Below are 18,709 nucleotides of genomic sequence, written 5' to 3' on the forward strand. Positions count from 1 at the left end.
CGGACGCCCCGGAACGAAAGATCCTTCGGGAGAACAGCTTGTTCTCCGCAGAATCTTCGGTCCGGGGCATCTTCGTGCTCTGCGGCAGCAAGATCAACCTGGTTCAAATCCGTACTGAAAATGGCGAGTTGTCCGTATCGCGGCCGCCTGCCTCATGCGGAATTCCAGGCTCCGACTACTCCCCGGTAGGCATGGCACATGCCGGGGGCACACGACCACCCCCCGGACGCACCGCACCACCGCACCACCAGGGGGTTACCCATGTCCAGAATCACCCGCCGCCGTGCCCTCGGCGTCGCCGCCGGGGCCGCCGCCGGCCTCGCCGCCGCCCGGACCGTCGCAGCCCCTGCCGAGGCCCAGGCCGCGCCGGCCCGCCCCGGCACCGGCCCGGCTCCCTTCGACGAGATATTCATGGGCCGCCGCATCCAGGGCGGCCCCGCGCACAACACCGGCGGTCACCACGGGGGACACCACGGCGGCGGCCACACCAACGGCTACTCCGTACGGATCGACGGCGAGGAACTGCACGTCATGCAGAACGCCGACGGCACCTGGATCAGCGTGATCTCGCACTACGAACCGGTCGCCACACCCCTCGCGGCGGCCCGCGCCGCCGTCCGCGAACTGCAGGGCGCCCCGCTCGTCCCGCTCGCCTCGTCCTGACCCGATCCCGGAGCCGCACCACCATGACCGTACGCAAGAACCAGGCCCAGCTGACCGCCACCGAGAAGAAGCGCTTCGTCGACGCCCTTCTGGAACTCAAGCGCAGCGGCCGGTACGACACCTTCGTCTCCACCCACAACGACTTCATCATGAGCGACACCGACAACGGGGACCGTGTCGGCCACCGCTCCCCGTCCTTCCTGCCCTGGCACCGCAGGTTCCTCCTCCAGTTCGAGCAGGCCCTCCAGGCCGTCGACCCGTCCGTCGCCCTGCCCTACTGGGACTGGACCGTCGACCGCACCCCCCGCGCCTCGCTCTGGGCACCCGACTTCATGGGCGGTACGGGACGCAGCCGCGACGGGCAGGTCACGGACGGCCCGTTCGCCGCGTCCGGCGGCCGCTGGCGCGTCACCGTGCGCGTCGACGGCCGGGACTACCTGCGGCGCTCCCTCGGCGGCGGCCGTGAGCTGCCCACCCGCGCCGAGGTCGACTCGGTCCTCGCCATCGAGACGTACGACATGGCGCCCTGGAACAGTGCCTCCGACGGCTTCCGCAACCACCTGGAGGGCTGGCGCGGCGTCAACCTGCACAACCGCGTCCACGTCTGGGTCGGCGGCCACATGGCCACCGGGGCATCCCCGAACGACCCGGTGTTCTGGCTGCACCACGCCTTCATCGACAAGCTGTGGGCCGACTGGCAGGCCCGCCACCCCGGCTCCGGCTACCTCCCGGCCGCGGGCACCCCCAACGTCGTGGACCTGCGCGACACCATGCGCCCGTGGAACGACGTGACCCCGGCCGACATGCTCGACCACACCCCCCACTACACCTACGACACCGCGGCCTGACGGCCCGTGCGACCGGGCCCGGCCGGGGTCACGCCCCGGCCAGGCCCGCCACGTGCGCCAGACGGCGGTGGGAGTCCAGCAGCGCCGCGCGGTCGTACGTACTGGTCGTCACCAGGATCTCGTCGGCGGCCGTCTCCTTCACGACCTCCTCCAGCGCGTCCCGCACCTGCTCCTCGGTGCCGTGGACGTGGCCGCGCAGCCCCGACTCGTACAACTCCCGTTGCTTCGCGGTCATCGCCAGGCCGGCGATCCGCTCCGGCAGCGCGAGCGGCGGGAAGTCGCCCCGCGTGCGGGAGTACGCCAGCGCCCACGCCTCCGGGACCAGCAGCCGCGCCGCCTCCTCCTCCGTGCCCGCGACCGCCACCGTCCCCGCCACGACGACGTACGGTTCCCCGGACCACTCCGACGGGCGGAAGGCGGCACGGTAGCGGTCGATCGCGGCCAGCACCTCGGACCTGCCCTTCAGGTCCCCGATCACCAGCGGCAGACCGGCCGCGGCGGCGATGTCGGCGCCCCCGCCGGTGGCCAGGACGTACGGCGGGACCCGCAGGCCGTCGGCGGGGAGCGCGCGCACCCGCGGAGGCGGCGTACGGACCCCGGACCGTTGCGCGGTACGGTCCCCGGCTCCCCGGAACCAGCCCAGCAGCTCGTCCAGCTGCCCCGCGAAGTCGTCGGCGTCCTCCTTGCCCCGCCCGAGTGCGCGCCGTACACCGTCCGTGAACCCCACCGAACGGCCGAGCCCCATGTCGATCCGGCCCGGGAAGAGGGACTCCAGCACCCCGAACTGCTCGGCCACCACCAGGGGCCGGTGGTTGGGCAGCATCACACCCCCGGTACCGACCCGGATGGTGCGGGTCGCGGCGGCCACGGCAGCCGCCAGCACGGTGGGCGCCGAGCCCGCCACCCCCGGCACCCCGTGGTGCTCCGAGACCCAGAACCGGTGGTAGCCGAGGGCCTCCACCTCCTGGGCGAGGCGCACGGTGTCGCGCAGCGCCTGGGGGCCGTCGTGCCCCTCACGGGTACGGGAGCGGTCCAGCACCGAGAACCGGGTCGAGGCGATCAATGTGCTCACGCCTCTTTCAACGCCCGTGCCGCACGGGGATTCCCTACGCTGGGCGCGTGACACGCAGCAGCAGGCCCCTGGCCGTCTTCGACCTGGACAACACGCTGTCCGACGCCCGTCACCGGCAGCGCTTCCTGGAGCGCCGGCCGCGTGACTGGGACGCCTTCTTCGCCGCCGCACCGCAGGACCCGCCCCTCGCCGAGGGCGTGGCGATGTGCCGGGAGGCGGCCGAGGACTGCGAGGTGGTCTACCTGACCGGCCGGCCCGAGCGGTGCCGTCAGGACACGCTGGACTGGCTGGCCGCGCAGGACCTGCCCGAGGGCCGTGTCCACATGCGGCGCAACGACGACCGGCGGCCGGCCCGGCACACCAAGCTGGAGATCTTGCGCAGGCTGGCCGCCCGCCGCGATATCCGCGTGCTCGTCGACGACGACGAGCTGGTCTGCGAAGCGGCCGAACGGGCGGGCTTCCGGGTCGTACGGGCCCGGTGGGCCGACAGCTCTCCCGAGCTGAAGAAGGCCCAGGAGGACGAGGGCCGCACCTGAGAGCCCGCGGCGCCGGCTGCCGCCGGCGCCGCGCGCCCGTGCAGGCGTGCGCCGGTGCCGTGAGACGGCGGCCGGGAAGCGGGGCCGGAGGCGGTGGCCGATGGCGGGCGCGTCGGGGCGGGCCCGGCCACCGACGCCCGCGCGTACGCGTGGTTCCAGCACGAGCGGCGGCCGTCGGCGCCGGTCGGGGAGCGCGGGCCGGGGCGGCGGCCGTCTCAGGCGCCGGCTGCTTCGGCGCCGTGCTCCGACGGCTCCTCCAGGCGGAAGCCGACCTTCAGGCCGACCTGGTAGTGCGCGATCCTGCCGTTCTCGATGTGGCCCCTGACCTGCGTCACCTCGAACCAGTCGAGGTTGCGCAGCGTCTCCGCCGCGCGCGTGACGCCGTTGCGCAGGGCGTCGTCCACGCCCTCGTGCGAGGTGCCGACGATCTCGGTGACGCGGTAGGTGTGGTGCGACATGGAGGTCTCCTCGTTCGCCCGGTGGCCCGCACCTTCCTGGGTGCGTCCTTCCACGGTGCCGCACCGCGCCGGGGTCCGCGAGGCGTCGGCGGACCGGCCCGGTCGGGGAGCGGGCACACCGGCCCCCGGCCGGTGCACACGTGTCACCCGTCCCGGAGGCCTTCTCCCGGCGCCCGGGGACTTGACCCGTCCATTGGTCCATACCAAAATCCAGCCATCACACCCGTGGCGAACCCCTCTTCGCTTCCCCCCACGTCGGGTCCACTCACCAGCACACGCAAAAGGTGACCTACGTGAAGAAGCGCTTTCTCACCTGCGCCGTCGCTCTGCTCCTGACCCTGACGGCCTCCGGTTGCGGCCTCCTGCCCGGCGGCGAGGCGGCCCGGCCCACCGTGCGGATCTGGCTGATGAAGGGCAGCGTGTCCGACGACTTCCTGCAGCGGTTCACCCTCGCGTACGAGGAGGAGCACGCAGTCGAACTGGACGTCACCGTCCAGGAGTGGACCGGCATCGGCAAGAAGGTCACCGCGGCCCTCGCCGGCGACGACGCCCCCGACGTCATCGAGGTCGGCAACACCCAGGTCGCCCAGTACGCCGAGACCGGCCTGCTCCACGACCTGACGCTCGAGGCCGTCCGCGACCTCGGCCAGGAGGACTGGCTGCCCGGCCTGAAGGAGCCCGGCCGCTTCCGCGGCTCCCAGTACGGCATCCCCTGGTACGCGGCCAACCGCGTCGTCGTCTACAACAAGGAGCTGTTCGAGCGGGCCGGCATCACCCGGCTGCCGAAGACCCGCACCCAGTGGATCGAGTTGACCGAGGAACTGGGCACCGGCGGGAAGCACGGCATCTACCTCGCCGGACAGGACTGGTACACGCTCGCCGGGTTCATCTGGGACGAGGGCGGCGACCTCGCCGTCGAGAAGGGCGGCGAGTGGACCGGCGCGCTGGACAGCCCCGCAGCCCTGCGTGGCATGGCCTTCTACAAGCGGCTCCAGGAGCTCGGGCCGGGCCCGAAGGCCGCCGACGAGGAGACCCCGCCGCAGGCCGGCGTCTTCGCCCGGGGCGACGTCGCGCAGATCATCGCGCCGCCGAGCGTCGCCGCGGCCATCGAGGAGCGCAACCCGGCCCTCCGGGGCAAGCTCGGCTTCTTCCCGATCCCCGGAAGGAGCGCCGACGAGCCGTGCACCGTCTTCACCGGCGGCTCGGACCTCATCGTCCCGGAGAAGGCGAGGGAACGGGACGCCGCCATCGAACTCGTCACGGCACTGGCGGGCGAGAAGTGGCAGACCGACCTCGCCCGCACCATGAGCTACGTCCCCAACAAGAAGTCCCTCGCCCCCGTCGTCGAAGGGCAGGAGGCCACCGCGGCGATGGCCGCGGGAGCGGCCCGCGGGCGGGCGACGCCCAACTCGCCCCAGTGGGCCTCGGTCGAGGAGAACAACCCCATCAAGCCCTACATGACGGCCGTCCTCCAGGGGGAGGACCCGCGGCGGGCGGCGAGGGCGGCGTCGGAGCGGATCACCGAGGCGCTCGGCGGCTGAGCAGTTGCCGTACCGGCCATTCAGCAGGCGCACATCCACGCTCCGCCGGGCGGTCACGTCGAATCCAGCCGGTCACGGAAGAAGTAAGGAGCCGGGCACCGCAGTCGTGGTCCGGCCCCTTACGTCCGGCAGAGGAGACCGCCGTGCCCGCATTCCCCGCCCCCCTCGCCCCCGAACCGGCCCCGCCCGCCGCACCCGTACCGGCGCTCGCGACGCCCTCCGCGCCCGTCGCCCGGGGCGCGCGCCGGCCCGGCGCCGCACCGGGCGACGGGCCGCAGCCCCGGTACGTCGTCTCGCTCGCCCGCGAGCAGGACGAGGTCCGGGCCGCCCAGCGGCTGCGGCACCAGGTGTTCGCCGGTGAGTTCGGTGCGCGCCCCGAGGGCCCCGAGCCGGGCCTGGAGGGCGACGCGTTCGACGCGTACTGCGACCACCTGCTCGTGCGGGACGGGGCGACCGGGGAGGTCGTCGGCACCTACCGGCTGCTGCCGCCCGACCGCGCCCGGATCGCCGGACGGTTCTACTCCGAGGGCGAGTTCGACCTGACCCGCCTCGCCCCGCTGCGCGACGACCTCGTCGAGGTCGGCCGTTCCTGCGTGCACCCCGCCCACCGCAACGGTGCCGTCATCTCCCTCATATGGGCCGGCATCGCCCGCTACATGACCCGCACGGGACACAACTGGCTCGCCGGCTGCTGCTCCGTCCCCCTCGCCGACGGCGGCAGGCTCGCCGCCGCCACCTGGAACGCGGTGAAGGAGCGCCACCTCGCCCCCGAGGAGTACTGGGTCACCCCGCACCGGCTCTGGACCGCCGACGGGGCCGGCCACCCCGCCGCCGCCCCCAGCGAGCTCCCGCCGCTGCTGCGCGGCTACCTGCGCCTGGGAGCCTGGGTCTGCGGCGCGCCCGCCCACGACCCCGAGTTCGGGGTCGCCGATCTCTACGTCCTGCTGTCCCTGCGCCGCACCGACCCCCGCTACCTGCGGCACTTCCTCTCCCTCAGCCCCGTGCGATGAACCCCTGGCTGCCCACCTCCCCCTGCACACCGGGCCACTGCGCCCGGCACCACGCCCCCGCCGCGGGGCGCGCGCGGACCGTGGCGCGGCTGGCCACGGGTGTCCTGACCGTACTGGCGGGGCTGCTGTGCGCACCGCTCACCCTGCCGCTCGGGCGGCCCGCCCGGCGGTGCCTCACCCGGCTGTGGTGCCGCGCGGTGATCCGTGCCTTCGGCGTCCGCGTCCGGGTACGGGGCGCCGCCGGGGACGGCGGCGCGCAGCTGGTGGTCGCCAACCACGTCTCGTGGCTGGACATCCCGCTCGTCGCCGCCGTCCTGCCCGGCCGCATGCTCGCCAAGAGCGAGGTGCGGCACTGGCCCGTCCTCGGCCCGCTCGCCGCGCGCGGCGGCACCTTCTTCCTCGACCGCGGCCGGCTGCGCGCCCTGCCGGGCACGGTCCGCGACCTCGCGGCGGCGCTGCGCGGCGGCGCGCGCGTGGTCGTCTTCCCGGAGGGCTCGACCTGGTGCGGCCGCGCCGGCGGCCGGTTCCGCCCGGCCGTCTTCCAGGCGGCGCTGGACGCGAACGTGCCCGTCCGGCCCGTGCGCATCCGGTACGAACCGGCGGGCCCGGCCGCGTTCGTCGGCGACGACCCGCTCATCGCCTCACTGTGGCGGGTCGCGGCGGTCCGTGACCTGACCGCGGAGATCCGGATCCTGCCCCCGGTCCCCGCCGGCCGCCACACCGACCGCCGCTCACTGGCCCGGGCGGCCGAGCACGCGGTCGCACCGGCCCGTGTACCGGCCCACGTGTCGGTTCCGGCACGCGTACCGTCACCGCGCGGTACGGCCGCGCCGGGCCGCCCGGCTCACACCGCCGTCGCCAGCGACAGCGCGAACCGGCCCTCCCCGTCCGTCCACCAGTGCGCCAGCTCCATCCCCGCGTCGGCGAGTTCCCGGCGCACACCCTCCTGACGGAATTTCGCCGACACCTCCGTCCGCAGCTCCTCCCCGGCCTCGAACTGCACCGCCAGGTCCAGCTCGCGTATCTTCACGGTGAGCGCCTCCCGCGCCCGCAGGCGCATCTCGATCCACTCCCGCTCCCGGTCCCACACGGCCACGTGGTCGAAGTCGGCCGGATCGACCTCCGCGCCGAGCTCTCGGGCCAGCACGGACAGGACGTTCTTGTTGAACGCGGCAGTCACCCCGGACTCGTCGTCGTACGCCGCGACCAGCGTGCGCTCGTCCTTCACCAGATCGGTGCCCAGCAGCAGCGCGTCACCCGGTGCGAGCAGCGACCGCACCGACCGCAGGAAGGCCGCGCGCTCCTGCGGCAGCAGGTTGCCCAGCGTGCCCCCGAGGAAGGCGACCAGCCGGGGCCCGGGCGTGCCCGGCAGGGCCAGGCCCCGGGTGAAGTCGGCGACCAGCGCGTGCACCTGAAGGTCCGGGTGCTCCACGCCCAGCGCCTCGGCCGCGCCGCGCAGCGCGCTCTCGCTGACGTCCACCGGCACGTACGCCGTCAGGCCCGGCAGCAGTGCGTCGATCAGGTGACGGGTCTTGTCGGACGAGCCGGAGCCCAGCTCCACCAGGGTCCGGGCCCCCGTCACGGCGGCGATCTCGCCCGCCCGGTCGATGAGGATCTCCCGCTCGGCGCGGGTCGGGTAGTACTCGGGGAGCCGGGTGATCTCCTCGAACAGTTCACTGCCCCGGGCGTCGTAGAACCACTTGGGCGGCAGCTCCTTCGGCGTGCGGGTCAGGCCGTGCAGGACGTCGGCGCGCAGGTCCGCGCCGGTGGCGTCCTCGGGCAGCGTGCGGGTCAGCAGGAAGGGGCTCACGCGGACGGCTCCTTGAGCGGGGTCAGTGATACGTCGGTGCGGGTGGCGACCAGGAGGGTCCGGTCGGGCACCTCGCGCCAGTGGGGGTCGTCGTCGTACGGCTCCGAGGCCACGACCGTTCGCCCGCCCGGCCCGCCGGCCAGGTACCAGAGGGTGTCCCCCCAGGCGGTCGCGGCGACCGTGTCGCCGTCGCCGAGCAGCAGGTTGAGCCGGGATCCGGGGGCGGCCCCGGCCACGTCGTACACGGTGTCGGCCAGCGCGCGGTCGGGCTCGTCGCCCTCCCGCAGCCGGTGCAGGACCAGGGCCCACACCAGCGCCGAGTCGTTGCGCGCTTCCAGCGACAGCAGTTCGTCGCCCGGGAGCTGCCGCGCCAGCGGCGCCAGCGATCCCGGCCAGCCGCGCACCGCTCCGTTGTGGCTGAACAGCCACGGACCGGCCGCGTACGGTGCCGCGGCGGCCTCCGCGTCCGCGCCCGACAGCGTCGCGTCCCGGACGGCGGCCAGCAGCGCGCGCGTGCGGACCACCCGGGCCAGGTCGGCGAACGACAGGTCGGCCCAGATCGGCCCGGCGCGCCGGTACCGGGCGGGCACCGGGTCCGCGCCGCCCTCCGCGTACCAGCCGACGCCGAAGCCGTCCGCGTTGACCGTGCCGAAACGCTGCCGGCGCGGCTCCCAGGACTGCCGGTACAGCCCGTGCGGGGGCGTCACCAGCACGTCCCCGAGCGGGATCGCGGGCCCCACGTAGGCGATGTGGCGGCACATCAGCGGGCCTCCGCGTCGCGCGCCGTGCGGAACCCCGAGAAGATCTGGCGCCGCACCGGCAGGTCCCAGTTGCGGAAGGTGCCCCGGCACGCCACCGGGTCCACGGCGAACGAACCGCCGCGCAGCACCTTGTGCGCCGGTCCGAAGAACACCTCCGAGTACTCCCGGTAGGGGAAGGCGACGAAGCCCGGGTACGGCAGGAAGTCGCTGGACGTCCACTCCCAGACGTCGCCGATCAACTGCCGTACGCCGAGCGGGGACCGCCCCGACGGGTAGCTGCCGGCCGCCGCGGGACGCAGATGCCGCTGCCCCAGATTGGCGTGCGCGGGCGTCGGGTCCTCGTCGCCCCAGGGGTAGCGCCGGGAGCGGCCCGAGACCGGGTCGTGGCGGGCGGCCTTCTCCCACTCCTCCTCGGTCGGCAGCCGGCGCCCCGCCCACCGGGCGTAGGCATCGGCCTCGTACCAGCTGACATGCAGCACCGGTTCGTCCTCGGGCACCGGCTCCACCACCCCGAAGCGCCGCCGCAGCCACTGCCCGGCCTCGCGCCGCCAGAACAGCGGGGCACCGATGCCGTGGGAGCGGATCTGCGCCCAGCCCTCGGGCTCCCACCAGCGCTCGTCCCGGTAGCCGCCGTCGGCGATGAACGCCATGTACGCGCCGTTGGTGACGGGCACCGTGTCGATGAAGAACTCCGGCACCACGCGCTCGTGGGCCGGTCGTTCGTTGTCCAGCGCCCACGGTTCGGCCGACGTGCCCATGGTGAACGGCCCGCCCGGCACCCGTACTTCGGCGGGCAGCCCGGTGGTGTCACCGGCCGGCGGCGGCTCCGGGGCGTCCAGTGCGGCGGGTCCGCGCCGCAACTGGTGCGTGATCAGCATCGTCTCGTCGTGCTGCTGCTCGTGCTGGGCCACCATCCCGAAGGCGAACGCCGCGTCGACCAGCGGCCGCCCCTCCAGCGGGGCGCGGTCGAGGACGTCCAGCACCCGGTCGCGCACGTCCGAGGCGTACGCACGTGCCTCCGACGGTGCGAGCAGGGGGAGCGCGGGCCGGGTCGCCCGGGGGTGTTCGAAGGCGTCGTAGAGGGAGTCGATCTCCGGGCGCAGCGCCTCCCGCCCGGCGACCGCGCGCCACAGCCACTGCTCCTCCTGGTTGGAGATGTGGGCCAGGTCCCACACCAGGGGCGACATCAACGGCGAGTGCTGGGCGGTCAGTTCGGTGTCGTCCACGCAGTCGGTGAGCAGCGCGGTGCGCGCCCTGGCGGTGGTCAGCGCGTCGAGCGCCCGCCGCCGGAGCGTGTCGGGGTCGGTCATGTGCGGACGTCCTTCCCGGATTCCTCGGGTATCCCGGATGCCCCGGTCACGGGGGAGAGACGGTCATCGGCGGGACAGCGGCCCGGTGCGACGTACCGTTCGGTGAAGGCCGCGACCGCGTCCCGCACCGCCGGGGCGGCCCCGATGCGGGGCAGCGCCTCCTGGGCGAGCGTGAAACAAGCGATGGCGGCGGCGTGCACGGCCGGATGGCCCAGCCCGTCCTGTGCCGCGGCGGTCCACAGCGCGTCGCGCGGCGGCCCGTCCGGACCCGTACCGTCCAGGAAGGGGCTGACGGCGCGGTACGCCGCGTCCGCGGCCTCGGGGTCGTCGAAGAGGGCGGCCGTGACCGCGAGCGGCACGACCCAGCCGTCCTCGCCGGGCTGCGCGTCGATCATCCGCAGTTCGAGGTGGCCGCGTGGCCGGACCGGCGGGAACAGCGTCGTGACGTGGTAGTCGAGGTCGGCGCGGGTGGCACGTCTGGGCCGGCCGTCGCGCAGCCAGTCCCGGAACGCCAGCCCGTGCGGGACCGTCCAGGGCTGGTCGCCGCCCCGGACGCACATCACCGGCGCGTCCAGCACGTGCGCGGCCCACGCGGCACGCGGGTCCCCGCCCAGCGGCGGCGCCATGCCGCGTACCGGATCGAGGTCCGCCCAGAGCGACTGGCGGGTGGACCGCCAGCCGGTGGGGGAGCCGTACAGCGAGGGGGAGTTGGCGAAGGCGGCCACCAGGACCGGCCCCAGGGCGTGGGCCAGTCTCCAGCGGCGCTCGAAGCCGAGCGGGCCGGGCTCCTCGTACCCGGCGTCCACGCAGACCTGCACCGAGGCCGAGTCGCGCATCATGGCGCGCCCGGCCGGGCCGGAGCGGTCGAGATAGGTCTCCATCGCGTCGTACCGCGGTTCGTGCAGGAACCGTGCGCGGGGCGACTGCCAGGGGTCGATGCCGTAGCCGGCGAGGGTGAGGCCGAAGGCGCGCAGTGCGGTGCGCACGGCGTCCAGATCGGCCGAGACGGTGGTGACGCACTCCATGAGGGAGGCCGCGGGCGGCGAGCTGAGCTCCAGCTGCCCGCCGGGTTCGAAGGTGAGGGACGACCGCAGGGGCACCGTCCGCAGATGGGCGAAGGCGGTCCGCAGACGGTCGGCGGGGACGGGAAGTCGGGGGACGTGCAGTTCGTGGACGAACCATTCGAGTTCGACCCCGATGGTGCGGGGAGGGCCCGTCTTGAAGCAGATACATCGCAACAGGTCCTCGGCTTCGTCCTCGGAGAGCGGTGTCCCGCCCTCCGGGAAGTCACACGGTGGCATCGTGGCTCCTCCTGTCGAAGGCTTCCGTGTCTCGCCTCCCACCTAAGCCACCGCCGTCCGCTCGCACAAGAGTGCCCGGGGGCGGCGCCCGGGCACGGAAAACCGGTTGCCGCGCGCTCGCTTGATTATCGAGCATGCAGGGTATGAGTGCACGTTTGCGCGAGATCGCGAAGAGGACCGAGGAGATCGTCGCGCAGGGCGGTTACGACGCCCCCGCCGGCCGCCGGGTGACCATCGGCCCCGCCGTGGCCGCCGCCCTGGCGGGAACCCGGATGTACGGCCCCGAGCCCGTTCCCGCCGCTCCCGGCACCGGCCGCACGACCCGCATCGACGTCACCGGCGAGTCCAGCCTGGAGGCGGCGCGCCGCCTGGTCCGGGGCGGCCCCGACCAGCCGGTCGCCGTCCTGAACTTCGCTTCCGCGCGCAATCCCGGAGGGGGGTACCTCAATGGCGCACAGGCGCAGGAGGAGGCGGTCTGCCGCGCCTCCGCGCTCTACGCAACGCTGCTGCGCGTCCCGGAGTTCTACGCCCACCACCGTGCCGAACGCAGCCCGTTCTACACCGACCGGGTGATCCACTCGCCGGCCGTCCCGGTCTTCCGCGACGACCGCGGCGCGCTGCTGGACTCCCCGTACACGGTCGGTTTCCTGACCTCGCCGGCCCCGAACGCGGGCGTGATCCGCAGCCGCACGCCGGAGGACGCCCACCGGATACCGGCGGCGCTCGCATCCCGGGCCGAGCGGGTGCTGGAGACGGCCGTGGCGAGCGGTTACCGGCGGCTGGTGCTGGGCGCCTGGGGCTGCGGGGTCTTCCGCAACGACCCGGCGGAGGTGGCGGGCGCGTTCCGGGGGCTGCTGACGGGCCCGGGCCGGTTCGCGGGCCACTTCGACGAGGTCGTCTTCGCGGTGCTGGACCGGACGGCGAAGGCGGCGACGCTCGGCGCGTTCCGCGACGCGTTCGCGATCCGTGCCTGACCCGACGGCCGCCGCCGCGCACCGGGCCCGCGCGGGCGCAGTGGGAAGGCGGCCGTCAGTGGCCGCTGCCATGCTGGTTCACGGCGCGGAACCCGGGCCGGACGGGCGGCCGGGTGGCGTCACGACCGTGCATCGGAGGGACCACCCATGCTGACGACCGACTACGTTCCGGGCACCCCCAACTGGATCGACCTCGGGGCCCCGGACGTCGACGCCGCCGTCTCCTTCTACTCCGCGGTGTTCGGCTGGACCTTCCAGTCGGCCGGCCAGGACGCCGGGGGATACGGTTTCCTCCAGCTGGACGGCCGGACCGTGGCGGGTGTCGGCCCGCTCACCGAGGAGGGGGCCTCCTCCGCCTGGACGGTGTACCTGCTGGCCGAGGACGCGGACGCCACGATGGACGCGGTGCGGCAGGCGGGCGGCTCGGTACGGGTCGAGCCGATGGACGTCTTCACCTCCGGCCGGATGGCGGCCTTCACCGACCCGACGGGCGCCGACTTCGCGGTGTGGCAACCCGGCGACGTCAGGGGCGTGGACCTCGTCATGGAGCCGAACAGCCTGTGCTGGACGGAGCTGTACACCACCGACGCGGACGCGGCCAAGGACTTCTACCGCTCGGTCTTCTCCTGGGAGTACCAGGACATGCACATGGGCGACGACATGGTCTACAGCGTCGTCTCCTCGCCCGGCGGCGGCCGGGGCGAGGACGCCGGACAGGGCGGCATCATGCGGTTGTCCAAGGAGAACGTGCTCGCCGGGTCGACGTCCGAATGGCACCCGTACTTCGGCGTGCTCGACTGCGACGCCGTCTTCGCGGGAGCCACGGGCCTGGGCGCCACGACGCTCATCCCGCCGACCGACGTACCCGGCGTCGGCCGGATCGCCATGCTGAAGGACCCGGCCGGAGCTCCGTTCGCCCTGATCAAGGGCGACCCGACCATGACGTGAGGACGACCATGATGTGAGGACGGCCGAGGCGTGAGGACGGCCGAGGCGGGCGGACGTGAGGGCCCGCGCGGTGCGGCCCCCGGCCGTGCACCTGCGTCAGACCCAGCCGTCGAGCGCCGCCATGAAGCCGTCGAAGTCGTCCCGGTGGATGGTGAGCCCCGCCCCGGGACCGTGCGGACCTCGAAGCCGCGCTCCGTCAGCAGGGCGGCGTGCTCGGCGGACACCAGCCGGCTGGGGTCGGCGAGCGTCGCGAGCGACGGCACGACGGCCCCGGCGGGCAGCAGGTCGGCCCCGACGACGGCTTCCAGACCGTATGCCGTGGCCTCGTCCCACACCGTCAGGGTCTCCCGCTCGATGCCGACGTCCACCCCGTCCCAGCGCGGGTTCATCGCCGCGATCTGCTCCCGCGTCGCGGCCTTGGCCTGCGTCAGGAGATTGCCGCGGCAGCCGCCGTCGCCGCCCGGCAGGTGCCGGGCGGGATCCGAGTCGACCGAACGCCGCGGCGCGCGGTGCAAGGGCGCCCAGGACCGGCCGGGCGGCGACGGCGGGGAACGGCGCGGAGGATGCGGCGTAGCGAGCGGTCCGGCAGCGCCCCCGGCCGGGGGACGGAGTGCAGCCGCGCAGATCCGCGAGACGCCGGACACCGGACACCGGATCGAAGTCGGCCACCTTGCCGGCGGGGGCGATCGCCTCGGTCCGGAGCGCGACCGGCACCTCGGGTACCCGGGCGTTCCGCGCGTCCCTCGCGGCGTTCCCGTGAGCAGCGGGGCCGGCGGTCCGCGCGTCGGCCGGTGGACGCGCGTTGCGTATGCGGGGAGGCCGGCCGCGGGACGCACCGGTGGCGGGGACGAAGGAGCCCCTGGGGCGCCCTGCGGAGAGGCGGGACGCGGGGACGCCGATCGGGAGGACACGTGTCAATCGCGGGCGGGTCCCTGGGCAGCACCGACTTCCGGCCAACCGCCGGATCCGGGCGGTGACCGGTCTGGAAGGATGACCGGAGCGATGAGCCAGACACCCCGACAGCCCACCGACCGTCCGGTCCCGACCAGCGCCGATGTCGCGCGACTGGCCGGCGTCTCCCGGGCCACCGTCTCGTACGTGCTCAACAACACGTCGGCGGTACGGATCAGCGAGCCGACCCGCCGACGCGTACGGCAGGCAGCCGAGGAGCTCGGGTACGTGCCGCACGCCGCCGCGCGCAGCCTGCGCGCGGGCCGCACCCGCATCGTGCTGCTGCCCACCGCCCACGTCCCCGTCGGCCCGCTGTACAGCCGCTTCCTCAGCGAACTCCAGGGCGCCCTGCGCCGCCTCGACTACACGGTCGTGCAATACGGCAGCACCGGCCTGGACGGCGACGAAGCGGCCCGCGCGTGGGCCGAACTGCGCCCGGTCGCCGTGGTGTCGTTCGGCGAGGTCGTACTGACCCCGCACGGCGTCGGCGTCCTCAAGCGGTCCGGGGCGCGGGCCGTCATCACGCTCGGCCAGCAGCCCGTCGAGGGCGCCCACGCGCTCGCCATGGACCAGCGGGAGGTGGGCGCACGCGCGGCCGCGCACCTGCTGGAGCGGGGCTACCGGCGCCTCGGTGTCGTCGTCCCGGAGGAGCCCGGCCTGGGAGTGTTCTCCGGTCCGCGCCTCGATGGCGTACGCGGCGTCGCGGCTGCCGCCGGCGCCGAGGTCCGCCCCCTGGCGCTGGGTTACACCGAGGAGTCGGCCGCGGCCCTCGCCGCGCGCTGGGGCGAGCTGCGCCTGGACGCCGTGTTCGCGTACAACGACGAGTACGCCATGCTCCTGATGCGCGCCCTGCAGGACGCGGGCGTCGACGTACCTGGGGACACGGCGGTCATCGGCGCCGACGACCTGCTGCTGGGCCGGCTGCTGCGGCCCCGGCTGAGCACGGTGCGGATCGCCATGGAGACCGGACAGCGGCTGGCGGAACTGGTCGACCGCGTGGTCCGGGACCCCGAGGGCACACCGGAACGCCACGACCTGATGGCGGCCCGTGTGATCCCCCGCGACTCCACCTGACGTCCGCGCGCCCGCCCACGCGTCGGCACTGCTCCCGTACGGGCCCCGGCCGCGCGGCGTGGTACTTCCTCCCGTGCGGGTCGTCCCGCTCGCGTCGCGGTGCCCCGCTCGCGGCCCATCCCTGTCGCAGCCATCGCCGCCGGGGGCGCGTGGACGTGCGTGCCGCGGTGAACCTCTCTAGCGTCGCCTGCATGAACACCGTTCCGCAGCGCTTCGAAATCCTCGTCGTCCCCGAGCACGCCGAGGGCCGCGACCCGGCCCGCCTCTCCGAAGTCGCCATCCGCTCGGGAGTGGTGCGTGCCACCGGTGACCTCGGGGTCTCCGGCTATCCGCGGTACGCGGGCGACGGCATGGAGGCCGAGATCGATCCGGAGACCCGCACGGTCGAGGCCCTGCTCGTCGACGGCGCGGAACTCGACTACGGCCTGTCCGCCCGCGTCTCCGACCCCACGAACCCCTAGCCAGGGGGCCCCGCCGGTCACGCCGGGCTCGCGACGCCGGGCACCGCACCTCGCGGCGTTGTCGTCGGCCGACGCCGCCGACGCTCCGTGTCGACTCCTTCCTCCGCCCTGCGATGCACAGCACCGACGCCGCTCACCGATCCGGCCCGGCCGGCGGGACACCCCCTCGGGCGTTGACAGCCGATGCACCGGGCACGAAACTCGGCTGAGCCCGGTGATGAACATGTGTTCACCTGGCGAACGCCCGAGGTGACGTGGGAGAGGACCCCGATGAGCATCCGCGACGTCTACATCGTCGACGCCGTCCGCACGCCGATCGGCAGGTTCGGGGGCGCCCTCTCCTCCGTGCGGCCCGACGACCTCGCCGCGCACGTCGTCAAGGCGCTCGTGGACCGCACTCCGGGCCTCGACCCGGACCGGATCGACGACGTCTACTTCGGCGACGCCAACGGCGCCGGTGAGGACAACCGCGATGTCGCCCGCATGGCCGTGCTGCTCGCCGGGCTGCCCGTGTCCGTACCGGGCGTGACCGTCAACCGCCTGTGCGGCTCCGGCCTCGAGGCCGTCATCCAGGCCGCCCGTGCCATCGCCCTGGGCGACGCCTCCGTCGTGCTGGCCGGAGGCGTCGAGTCGATGTCCCGCGCCCCCTGGGTGCTGCAGAAGCCGGAGCGCGCCTTCCCCGCCGGGCACCAGGAGCTGTACTCGACGACCCTCGGCTGGCGCATGACCAACCCGCGGATGCCCGCCGAGTGGACGGTCTCGCTCGGCGAGGGCGCCGAACTGATCGCCGACAAGCACGCACTCACCCGCGACCAGCAGGACGCCTTCGCCCTGGCGAGCCACCGCAAGGCCGCCGCCGCCTGGGCCGAGGGCCTGTACGACGGGGAGGTGGTCCCGTACGAGGGGGTCGAGCTCACGCGTGACGAGAGCATCAGGGACAGCACCTCCATGGAGGCCCTGGCCAAGCTGAAGCCGTCGTTCCGTCCCGACGGCACCGTGACCGCCGGCAACGCCTCACCGCTCAACGACGGCGCCGCCGCGCTGCTCCTGGTCGACGAGGCGGGCCTGCGCGCCTGCGGGCGCGAGCCGCTCGCCCGGATCCGTACCTCGGCCGTCACCGGTATCGAGCCGCAGCTCTTCGGGCTCGGCCCGGTCGAGGCGGTCCAGCGGGCCCTCGGCAAGGCCGGGCGGAGCTTCGCCGACCTGACCACGTTCGAGCTCAACGAGGCGTTCGCCGCGCAGTCGCTCGGCTGCCTCGCCGAGTGGCCCGACCTCGACCCGGCCGTCGTCAACCCCCGGGGCGGGGCCATCGCGATCGGTCACCCGCTGGGTGCCTCCGGCGCCCGCCTCGCCGGGGCCGTCGCCCACCAGCTCGCCGCCGCGGGCTCGGGTACCGGCCTGGCGGCGCTGTGCATCGGGGTGGGCCAGGGGCTCGCGCTGGTGCTGGAACGCTGAGCGGCCGCGGCCCCGGGGACCGCGGCGCCGCAGGGGCTGCGCGTCCGGGGGCCGCGGCCTCAGGCCGCGCGCGGAGGGGGAGGGGCCGGGCGCCGTCGGGAGGATCGGACCTGCCCGGGCGGATCAGCCCTGACCGTCGGGGCTCCCCTGGGCCTCCGCCTCCTTGATCGACCGGCGTACCTCGTCCATGTCCAGCTTGCGGGCCTGACCGATCACGTCCTCCAGGACCGCCTCCGGCAGCGCCCCCGGCTGCGCGAAGATCGCGACGTTGTCACGGACGATCATCAGCGTGGGGATCGACTGGATCTGGAAGGCAGCCGCCAGCTCCGTCTGCGCCTCCGTGTCCACCTTGGCGAACACCAGGTCGGGGTGGCGCTCCGAGGCCTTCTCGTACACCGGGGCGAACTGCCGGCACGGCCCGCACCACTCCGCCCAGAAGTCGATCAGGACGAAGTCGTTGTCGCCTACGACCTGATCGAAGTTTTCCTTGGTGAGCTCCATGGTGCTCATCTGCCTGCCTCTTCCCGGTGTCCGTCGGTATGGCTGCCCCGCACAACGGTGACCGGGGCCCGCGCTATTCCGCCTGCCCGGGTGGGCCGGCCCCACACACCCCTGCCGCCGTGGGGCCCCGGCCTCCGGCCCTCAGCACTTGACGGACGCCTGGGCGGCGGCGATCGCGTGGTCCAGGGCCTCCAGTTGCGGCCTGAGCCGCTGGGCGGCCTGGTCGCCGCTCGTGTCGCGGGGCAGGGCGTCGACGGCCCGCGCGAGCCCGTCGTACGCGTCCGTGACCCCGTCCGACCTGGCCTTCCGGACCTTCTGGGCGCTGCGCGTCACGGTGTCGAGGTCATGGGCGACGTCCTCCCGCAGGTCCCGCACGTCGTCGAGCCCGGCCGACGTACGGCCGAGGTCCGCCAGCCTGCCGGTGTCCATCCGCAGCGCGCCGAGGTCCTCGCAGAGGGTGTCGGTGGCCGAGCTCGCCTCCTGGGCGGGGGTCGGACCGTCCGCCGAGCAGCCGGGCAGGGCGAGGAGGCCCGCTGCCAGCAGCGCGGCGGCCGCCGAACGCGCCACGACGGTGTAAGCATTGACGTCGCCCATGACCCCATGCAAAGCCCGGGCCGGGCGACGTGCCCGCGGTTGAGTCCGGACGGGTGAACGCGCGGCGCCGGGCGCCCGTCACGCCGGCTGCAGACCGGGGGTGTCCGCCGAGGTGACGAACGTGGCTGCCGTGCCGAGCGTGCCGGTGGGCGTGGTGACCCCCGAGACCGTCCGGAAGGTGACGCGGGCCTGGCTCGGGCCGAGTGCGACGACCGTGTAGCCGCGGCGCCCGTTGTAGAACTTCAGGTGCGGGTTGGCCTCGGTGAGGTTCGTCCAGTTGTCGGGCCGGTCGACCCCGTCCCGGCCACTGGTCAGGGACGTCGCGGCGATCTCCGTGCCGACGGTACGGGAGCCGGGCACGTCGAAGTCCGCCTTCAGGTCGAACGCGTACCCCACGTGCGCGTCACCGGACAGCACCATCAGGTGCTTCACCCCGGCGGC

The 18,709-nt window shown here is 74.2% G+C and carries 20 protein-coding genes; 11 read left to right on the forward strand and 9 right to left on the reverse strand.

Annotation, left to right across the window (positions count from 1 at the left end):
• The first annotated feature begins 261 nt into the window (after nt 1-261).
• Together melC1 and melC2 are read left to right on the forward strand one after the other, a co-directional pair.
• Nucleotides 262-663 (forward strand): apotyrosinase chaperone MelC1, encoded by a 402-nt coding sequence (gene melC1, locus IH00_RS0129050; protein WP_031078752.1) that lies wholly within the window; start codon nt 262-264, stop codon nt 661-663.
• 23 nt (nt 664-686) lie between these two features.
• Nucleotides 687-1,511 carry a tyrosinase MelC2 gene (melC2, locus tag IH00_RS0129055; protein WP_031078754.1) on the forward strand — a complete coding sequence of 275 codons (825 nt, stop codon included), beginning with the start codon at nt 687-689 and terminating at the stop codon, nt 1,509-1,511.
• 28 nt (nt 1,512-1,539) lie between these two features.
• On the opposite strand, the gene IH00_RS0129060 is transcribed toward melC2, so the two are convergent.
• Complete coding sequence (locus IH00_RS0129060; protein ID WP_031078756.1) at nt 1,540-2,583, reverse strand: MsnO8 family LLM class oxidoreductase; 1,044 nt, start codon at nt 2,581-2,583, stop codon at nt 1,540-1,542.
• Between the two features lie 47 nt (nt 2,584-2,630).
• Between IH00_RS0129060 and IH00_RS0129065 the strand changes: the two genes are divergently transcribed.
• Entirely contained in the window at nt 2,631-3,119 is a 489-nt protein-coding gene (locus IH00_RS0129065; RefSeq protein WP_031078759.1) for a phosphatase domain-containing protein, read from the forward strand.
• A 215-nt stretch (nt 3,120-3,334) separates the two neighbouring features.
• Here IH00_RS0129065 and IH00_RS0129070 read toward each other — a convergent pair whose 3' ends face one another.
• Nucleotides 3,335-3,577, reverse strand: coding sequence for a dodecin (locus IH00_RS0129070; RefSeq protein ID WP_031078761.1), 243 nt, complete (start codon nt 3,575-3,577; stop codon nt 3,335-3,337).
• Between the two features lie 293 nt (nt 3,578-3,870).
• On the opposite strand from IH00_RS0129070, the gene IH00_RS0129075 reads away from it, so the two are divergent.
• The 3 genes from IH00_RS0129075 to IH00_RS0129090 all read left to right on the forward strand — a co-directional run bounded on the left by IH00_RS0129075 (nt 3,871) and on the right by IH00_RS0129090 (nt 7,078).
• On the forward strand, nt 3,871-5,118 hold the full coding sequence (locus IH00_RS0129075; RefSeq protein WP_031078763.1) for an extracellular solute-binding protein: 1,248 nt from the start codon (nt 3,871-3,873) through the stop codon (nt 5,116-5,118).
• A gap of 143 nt (nt 5,119-5,261) precedes the next feature.
• A complete protein-coding gene (locus IH00_RS0129080) occupies nt 5,262-6,128 on the forward strand; it encodes a GNAT family N-acetyltransferase (protein WP_031078765.1) in 867 nt (288 codons plus the stop codon).
• Nucleotides 6,125-7,078, forward strand: coding sequence for a lysophospholipid acyltransferase family protein (locus tag IH00_RS0129090; protein WP_078888012.1), 954 nt, complete (start codon nt 6,125-6,127; stop codon nt 7,076-7,078). Before IH00_RS0129080 ends, IH00_RS0129090 begins: the two co-directional genes overlap by 4 nt.
• Here the strand turns inward: IH00_RS0129090 and egtD are convergent.
• Genes egtD through egtA form a run of 4 tightly spaced genes read right to left on the reverse strand, consistent with a single transcriptional unit; the run spans nt 6,973 to nt 11,310 of the window.
• On the reverse strand, nt 6,973-7,938 hold the full coding sequence (gene egtD, locus IH00_RS0129095) for an L-histidine N(alpha)-methyltransferase (RefSeq protein WP_031078768.1): 966 nt from the start codon (nt 7,936-7,938) through the stop codon (nt 6,973-6,975). The two genes, IH00_RS0129090 and egtD, sit on opposite strands and share 106 nt — an antisense overlap.
• Nucleotides 7,935-8,699 (reverse strand): ergothioneine biosynthesis protein EgtC, encoded by a 765-nt coding sequence (egtC, locus tag IH00_RS0129100; protein ID WP_031078769.1) that lies wholly within the window; start codon nt 8,697-8,699, stop codon nt 7,935-7,937. The genes egtD and egtC overlap by 4 nt, the downstream gene beginning before the upstream one ends.
• Nucleotides 8,699-10,009: an ergothioneine biosynthesis protein EgtB gene (gene egtB, locus IH00_RS0129105; RefSeq protein ID WP_031078770.1), complete on the reverse strand. Its 1,311-nt coding sequence runs from the start codon at nt 10,007-10,009 to the stop codon at nt 8,699-8,701. Before egtB ends, egtC begins: the two co-directional genes overlap by 1 nt.
• On the reverse strand, nt 10,006-11,310 hold the full coding sequence (gene egtA, locus IH00_RS0129110; RefSeq protein WP_031078773.1) for an ergothioneine biosynthesis glutamate--cysteine ligase EgtA: 1,305 nt from the start codon (nt 11,308-11,310) through the stop codon (nt 10,006-10,008). Before egtA ends, egtB begins: the two co-directional genes overlap by 4 nt.
• Nucleotides 11,311-11,453: 143 nt before the next feature.
• Here egtA and IH00_RS0129115 point away from each other — a divergent pair, with 143 nt between their 5' ends.
• From IH00_RS0129115 to IH00_RS0129135, 5 genes are all read left to right on the forward strand, one after another.
• A complete protein-coding gene (locus IH00_RS0129115; protein ID WP_031078775.1) occupies nt 11,454-12,284 on the forward strand; it encodes a TIGR02452 family protein in 831 nt (276 codons plus the stop codon).
• A gap of 147 nt (nt 12,285-12,431) precedes the next feature.
• Nucleotides 12,432-13,232: a VOC family protein gene (locus IH00_RS0129120; RefSeq protein WP_031078776.1), complete on the forward strand. Its 801-nt coding sequence runs from the start codon at nt 12,432-12,434 to the stop codon at nt 13,230-13,232.
• Nucleotides 13,233-14,234: 1,002 nt separating this feature from the next.
• The gene (locus tag IH00_RS0129125) at nt 14,235-15,257 is read left to right on the forward strand and encodes a LacI family DNA-binding transcriptional regulator (protein WP_031078778.1); all 1,023 of its coding nucleotides are present in this window, start codon (nt 14,235-14,237) and stop codon (nt 15,255-15,257) included.
• Nucleotides 15,258-15,448: 191 nt separating this feature from the next.
• Complete coding sequence (locus IH00_RS0129130; protein WP_031078780.1) at nt 15,449-15,718, forward strand: hypothetical protein; 270 nt, start codon at nt 15,449-15,451, stop codon at nt 15,716-15,718.
• Nucleotides 15,719-15,988: 270 nt separating this feature from the next.
• Nucleotides 15,989-17,173 (forward strand): thiolase family protein, encoded by a 1,185-nt coding sequence (locus tag IH00_RS0129135; protein ID WP_031078782.1) that lies wholly within the window; start codon nt 15,989-15,991, stop codon nt 17,171-17,173.
• A gap of 123 nt (nt 17,174-17,296) precedes the next feature.
• Here IH00_RS0129135 and trxA read toward each other — a convergent pair whose 3' ends face one another.
• From trxA to IH00_RS0129150, 3 genes are all read right to left on the reverse strand, one after another.
• Nucleotides 17,297-17,683, reverse strand: a complete 387-nt coding sequence (gene trxA, locus IH00_RS0129140) for a thioredoxin (RefSeq protein ID WP_031078784.1) — start codon at nt 17,681-17,683, stop codon at nt 17,297-17,299.
• A 132-nt stretch (nt 17,684-17,815) separates the two neighbouring features.
• Complete coding sequence (locus tag IH00_RS0129145) at nt 17,816-18,268, reverse strand: hypothetical protein (protein ID WP_031078786.1); 453 nt, start codon at nt 18,266-18,268, stop codon at nt 17,816-17,818.
• A 78-nt stretch (nt 18,269-18,346) separates the two neighbouring features.
• Nucleotides 18,347-18,709 (reverse strand): alkaline phosphatase D family protein (locus IH00_RS0129150; protein ID WP_199819829.1); only part of this gene is annotated, 363 nt, incomplete at its 5' end.

This window comes from Streptomyces sp. NRRL S-118, from assembly GCF_000716335.1.
Taxonomy (GTDB): domain Bacteria; phylum Actinomycetota; class Actinomycetes; order Streptomycetales; family Streptomycetaceae; genus Streptomyces.

What these genes read in the sequence shown, in the direction of transcription:
- melC1 (WP_031078752.1), top strand. Translation starts at nt 262, where the DNA reads ATGTCCAGAATCACCCGCCGCCGTGCCCTCGGCGTCGCCGCCGGGGCC.
- melC2 (WP_031078754.1), top strand. Translation starts at nt 687, where the DNA reads ATGACCGTACGCAAGAACCAGGCCCAGCTGACCGCCACCGAGAAGAAG.
- IH00_RS0129070 (WP_031078761.1), bottom strand. Translation starts at nt 3,577, where the DNA reads ATGTCGCACCACACCTACCGCGTCACCGAGATCGTCGGCACCTCGCAC.
- IH00_RS0129090 (WP_078888012.1), top strand. Translation starts at nt 6,125, where the DNA reads ATGAACCCCTGGCTGCCCACCTCCCCCTGCACACCGGGCCACTGCGCC.
- egtC (WP_031078769.1), bottom strand. Translation starts at nt 8,699, where the DNA reads ATGTGCCGCCACATCGCCTACGTGGGGCCCGCGATCCCGCTCGGGGAC.
- egtB (WP_031078770.1), bottom strand. Translation starts at nt 10,009, where the DNA reads ATGACCGACCCCGACACGCTCCGGCGGCGGGCGCTCGACGCGCTGACC.
- egtA (WP_031078773.1), bottom strand. Translation starts at nt 11,310, where the DNA reads ATGCCACCGTGTGACTTCCCGGAGGGCGGGACACCGCTCTCCGAGGAC.
- IH00_RS0129115 (WP_031078775.1), top strand. Translation starts at nt 11,454, where the DNA reads ATGAGTGCACGTTTGCGCGAGATCGCGAAGAGGACCGAGGAGATCGTC.
- IH00_RS0129120 (WP_031078776.1), top strand. Translation starts at nt 12,432, where the DNA reads ATGCTGACGACCGACTACGTTCCGGGCACCCCCAACTGGATCGACCTC.
- IH00_RS0129125 (WP_031078778.1), top strand. Translation starts at nt 14,235, where the DNA reads ATGAGCCAGACACCCCGACAGCCCACCGACCGTCCGGTCCCGACCAGC.
- IH00_RS0129130 (WP_031078780.1), top strand. Translation starts at nt 15,449, where the DNA reads ATGAACACCGTTCCGCAGCGCTTCGAAATCCTCGTCGTCCCCGAGCAC.
- IH00_RS0129135 (WP_031078782.1), top strand. Translation starts at nt 15,989, where the DNA reads ATGAGCATCCGCGACGTCTACATCGTCGACGCCGTCCGCACGCCGATC.
- trxA (WP_031078784.1), bottom strand. Translation starts at nt 17,683, where the DNA reads ATGAGCACCATGGAGCTCACCAAGGAAAACTTCGATCAGGTCGTAGGC.
- IH00_RS0129145 (WP_031078786.1), bottom strand. Translation starts at nt 18,268, where the DNA reads ATGGGCGACGTCAATGCTTACACCGTCGTGGCGCGTTCGGCGGCCGCC.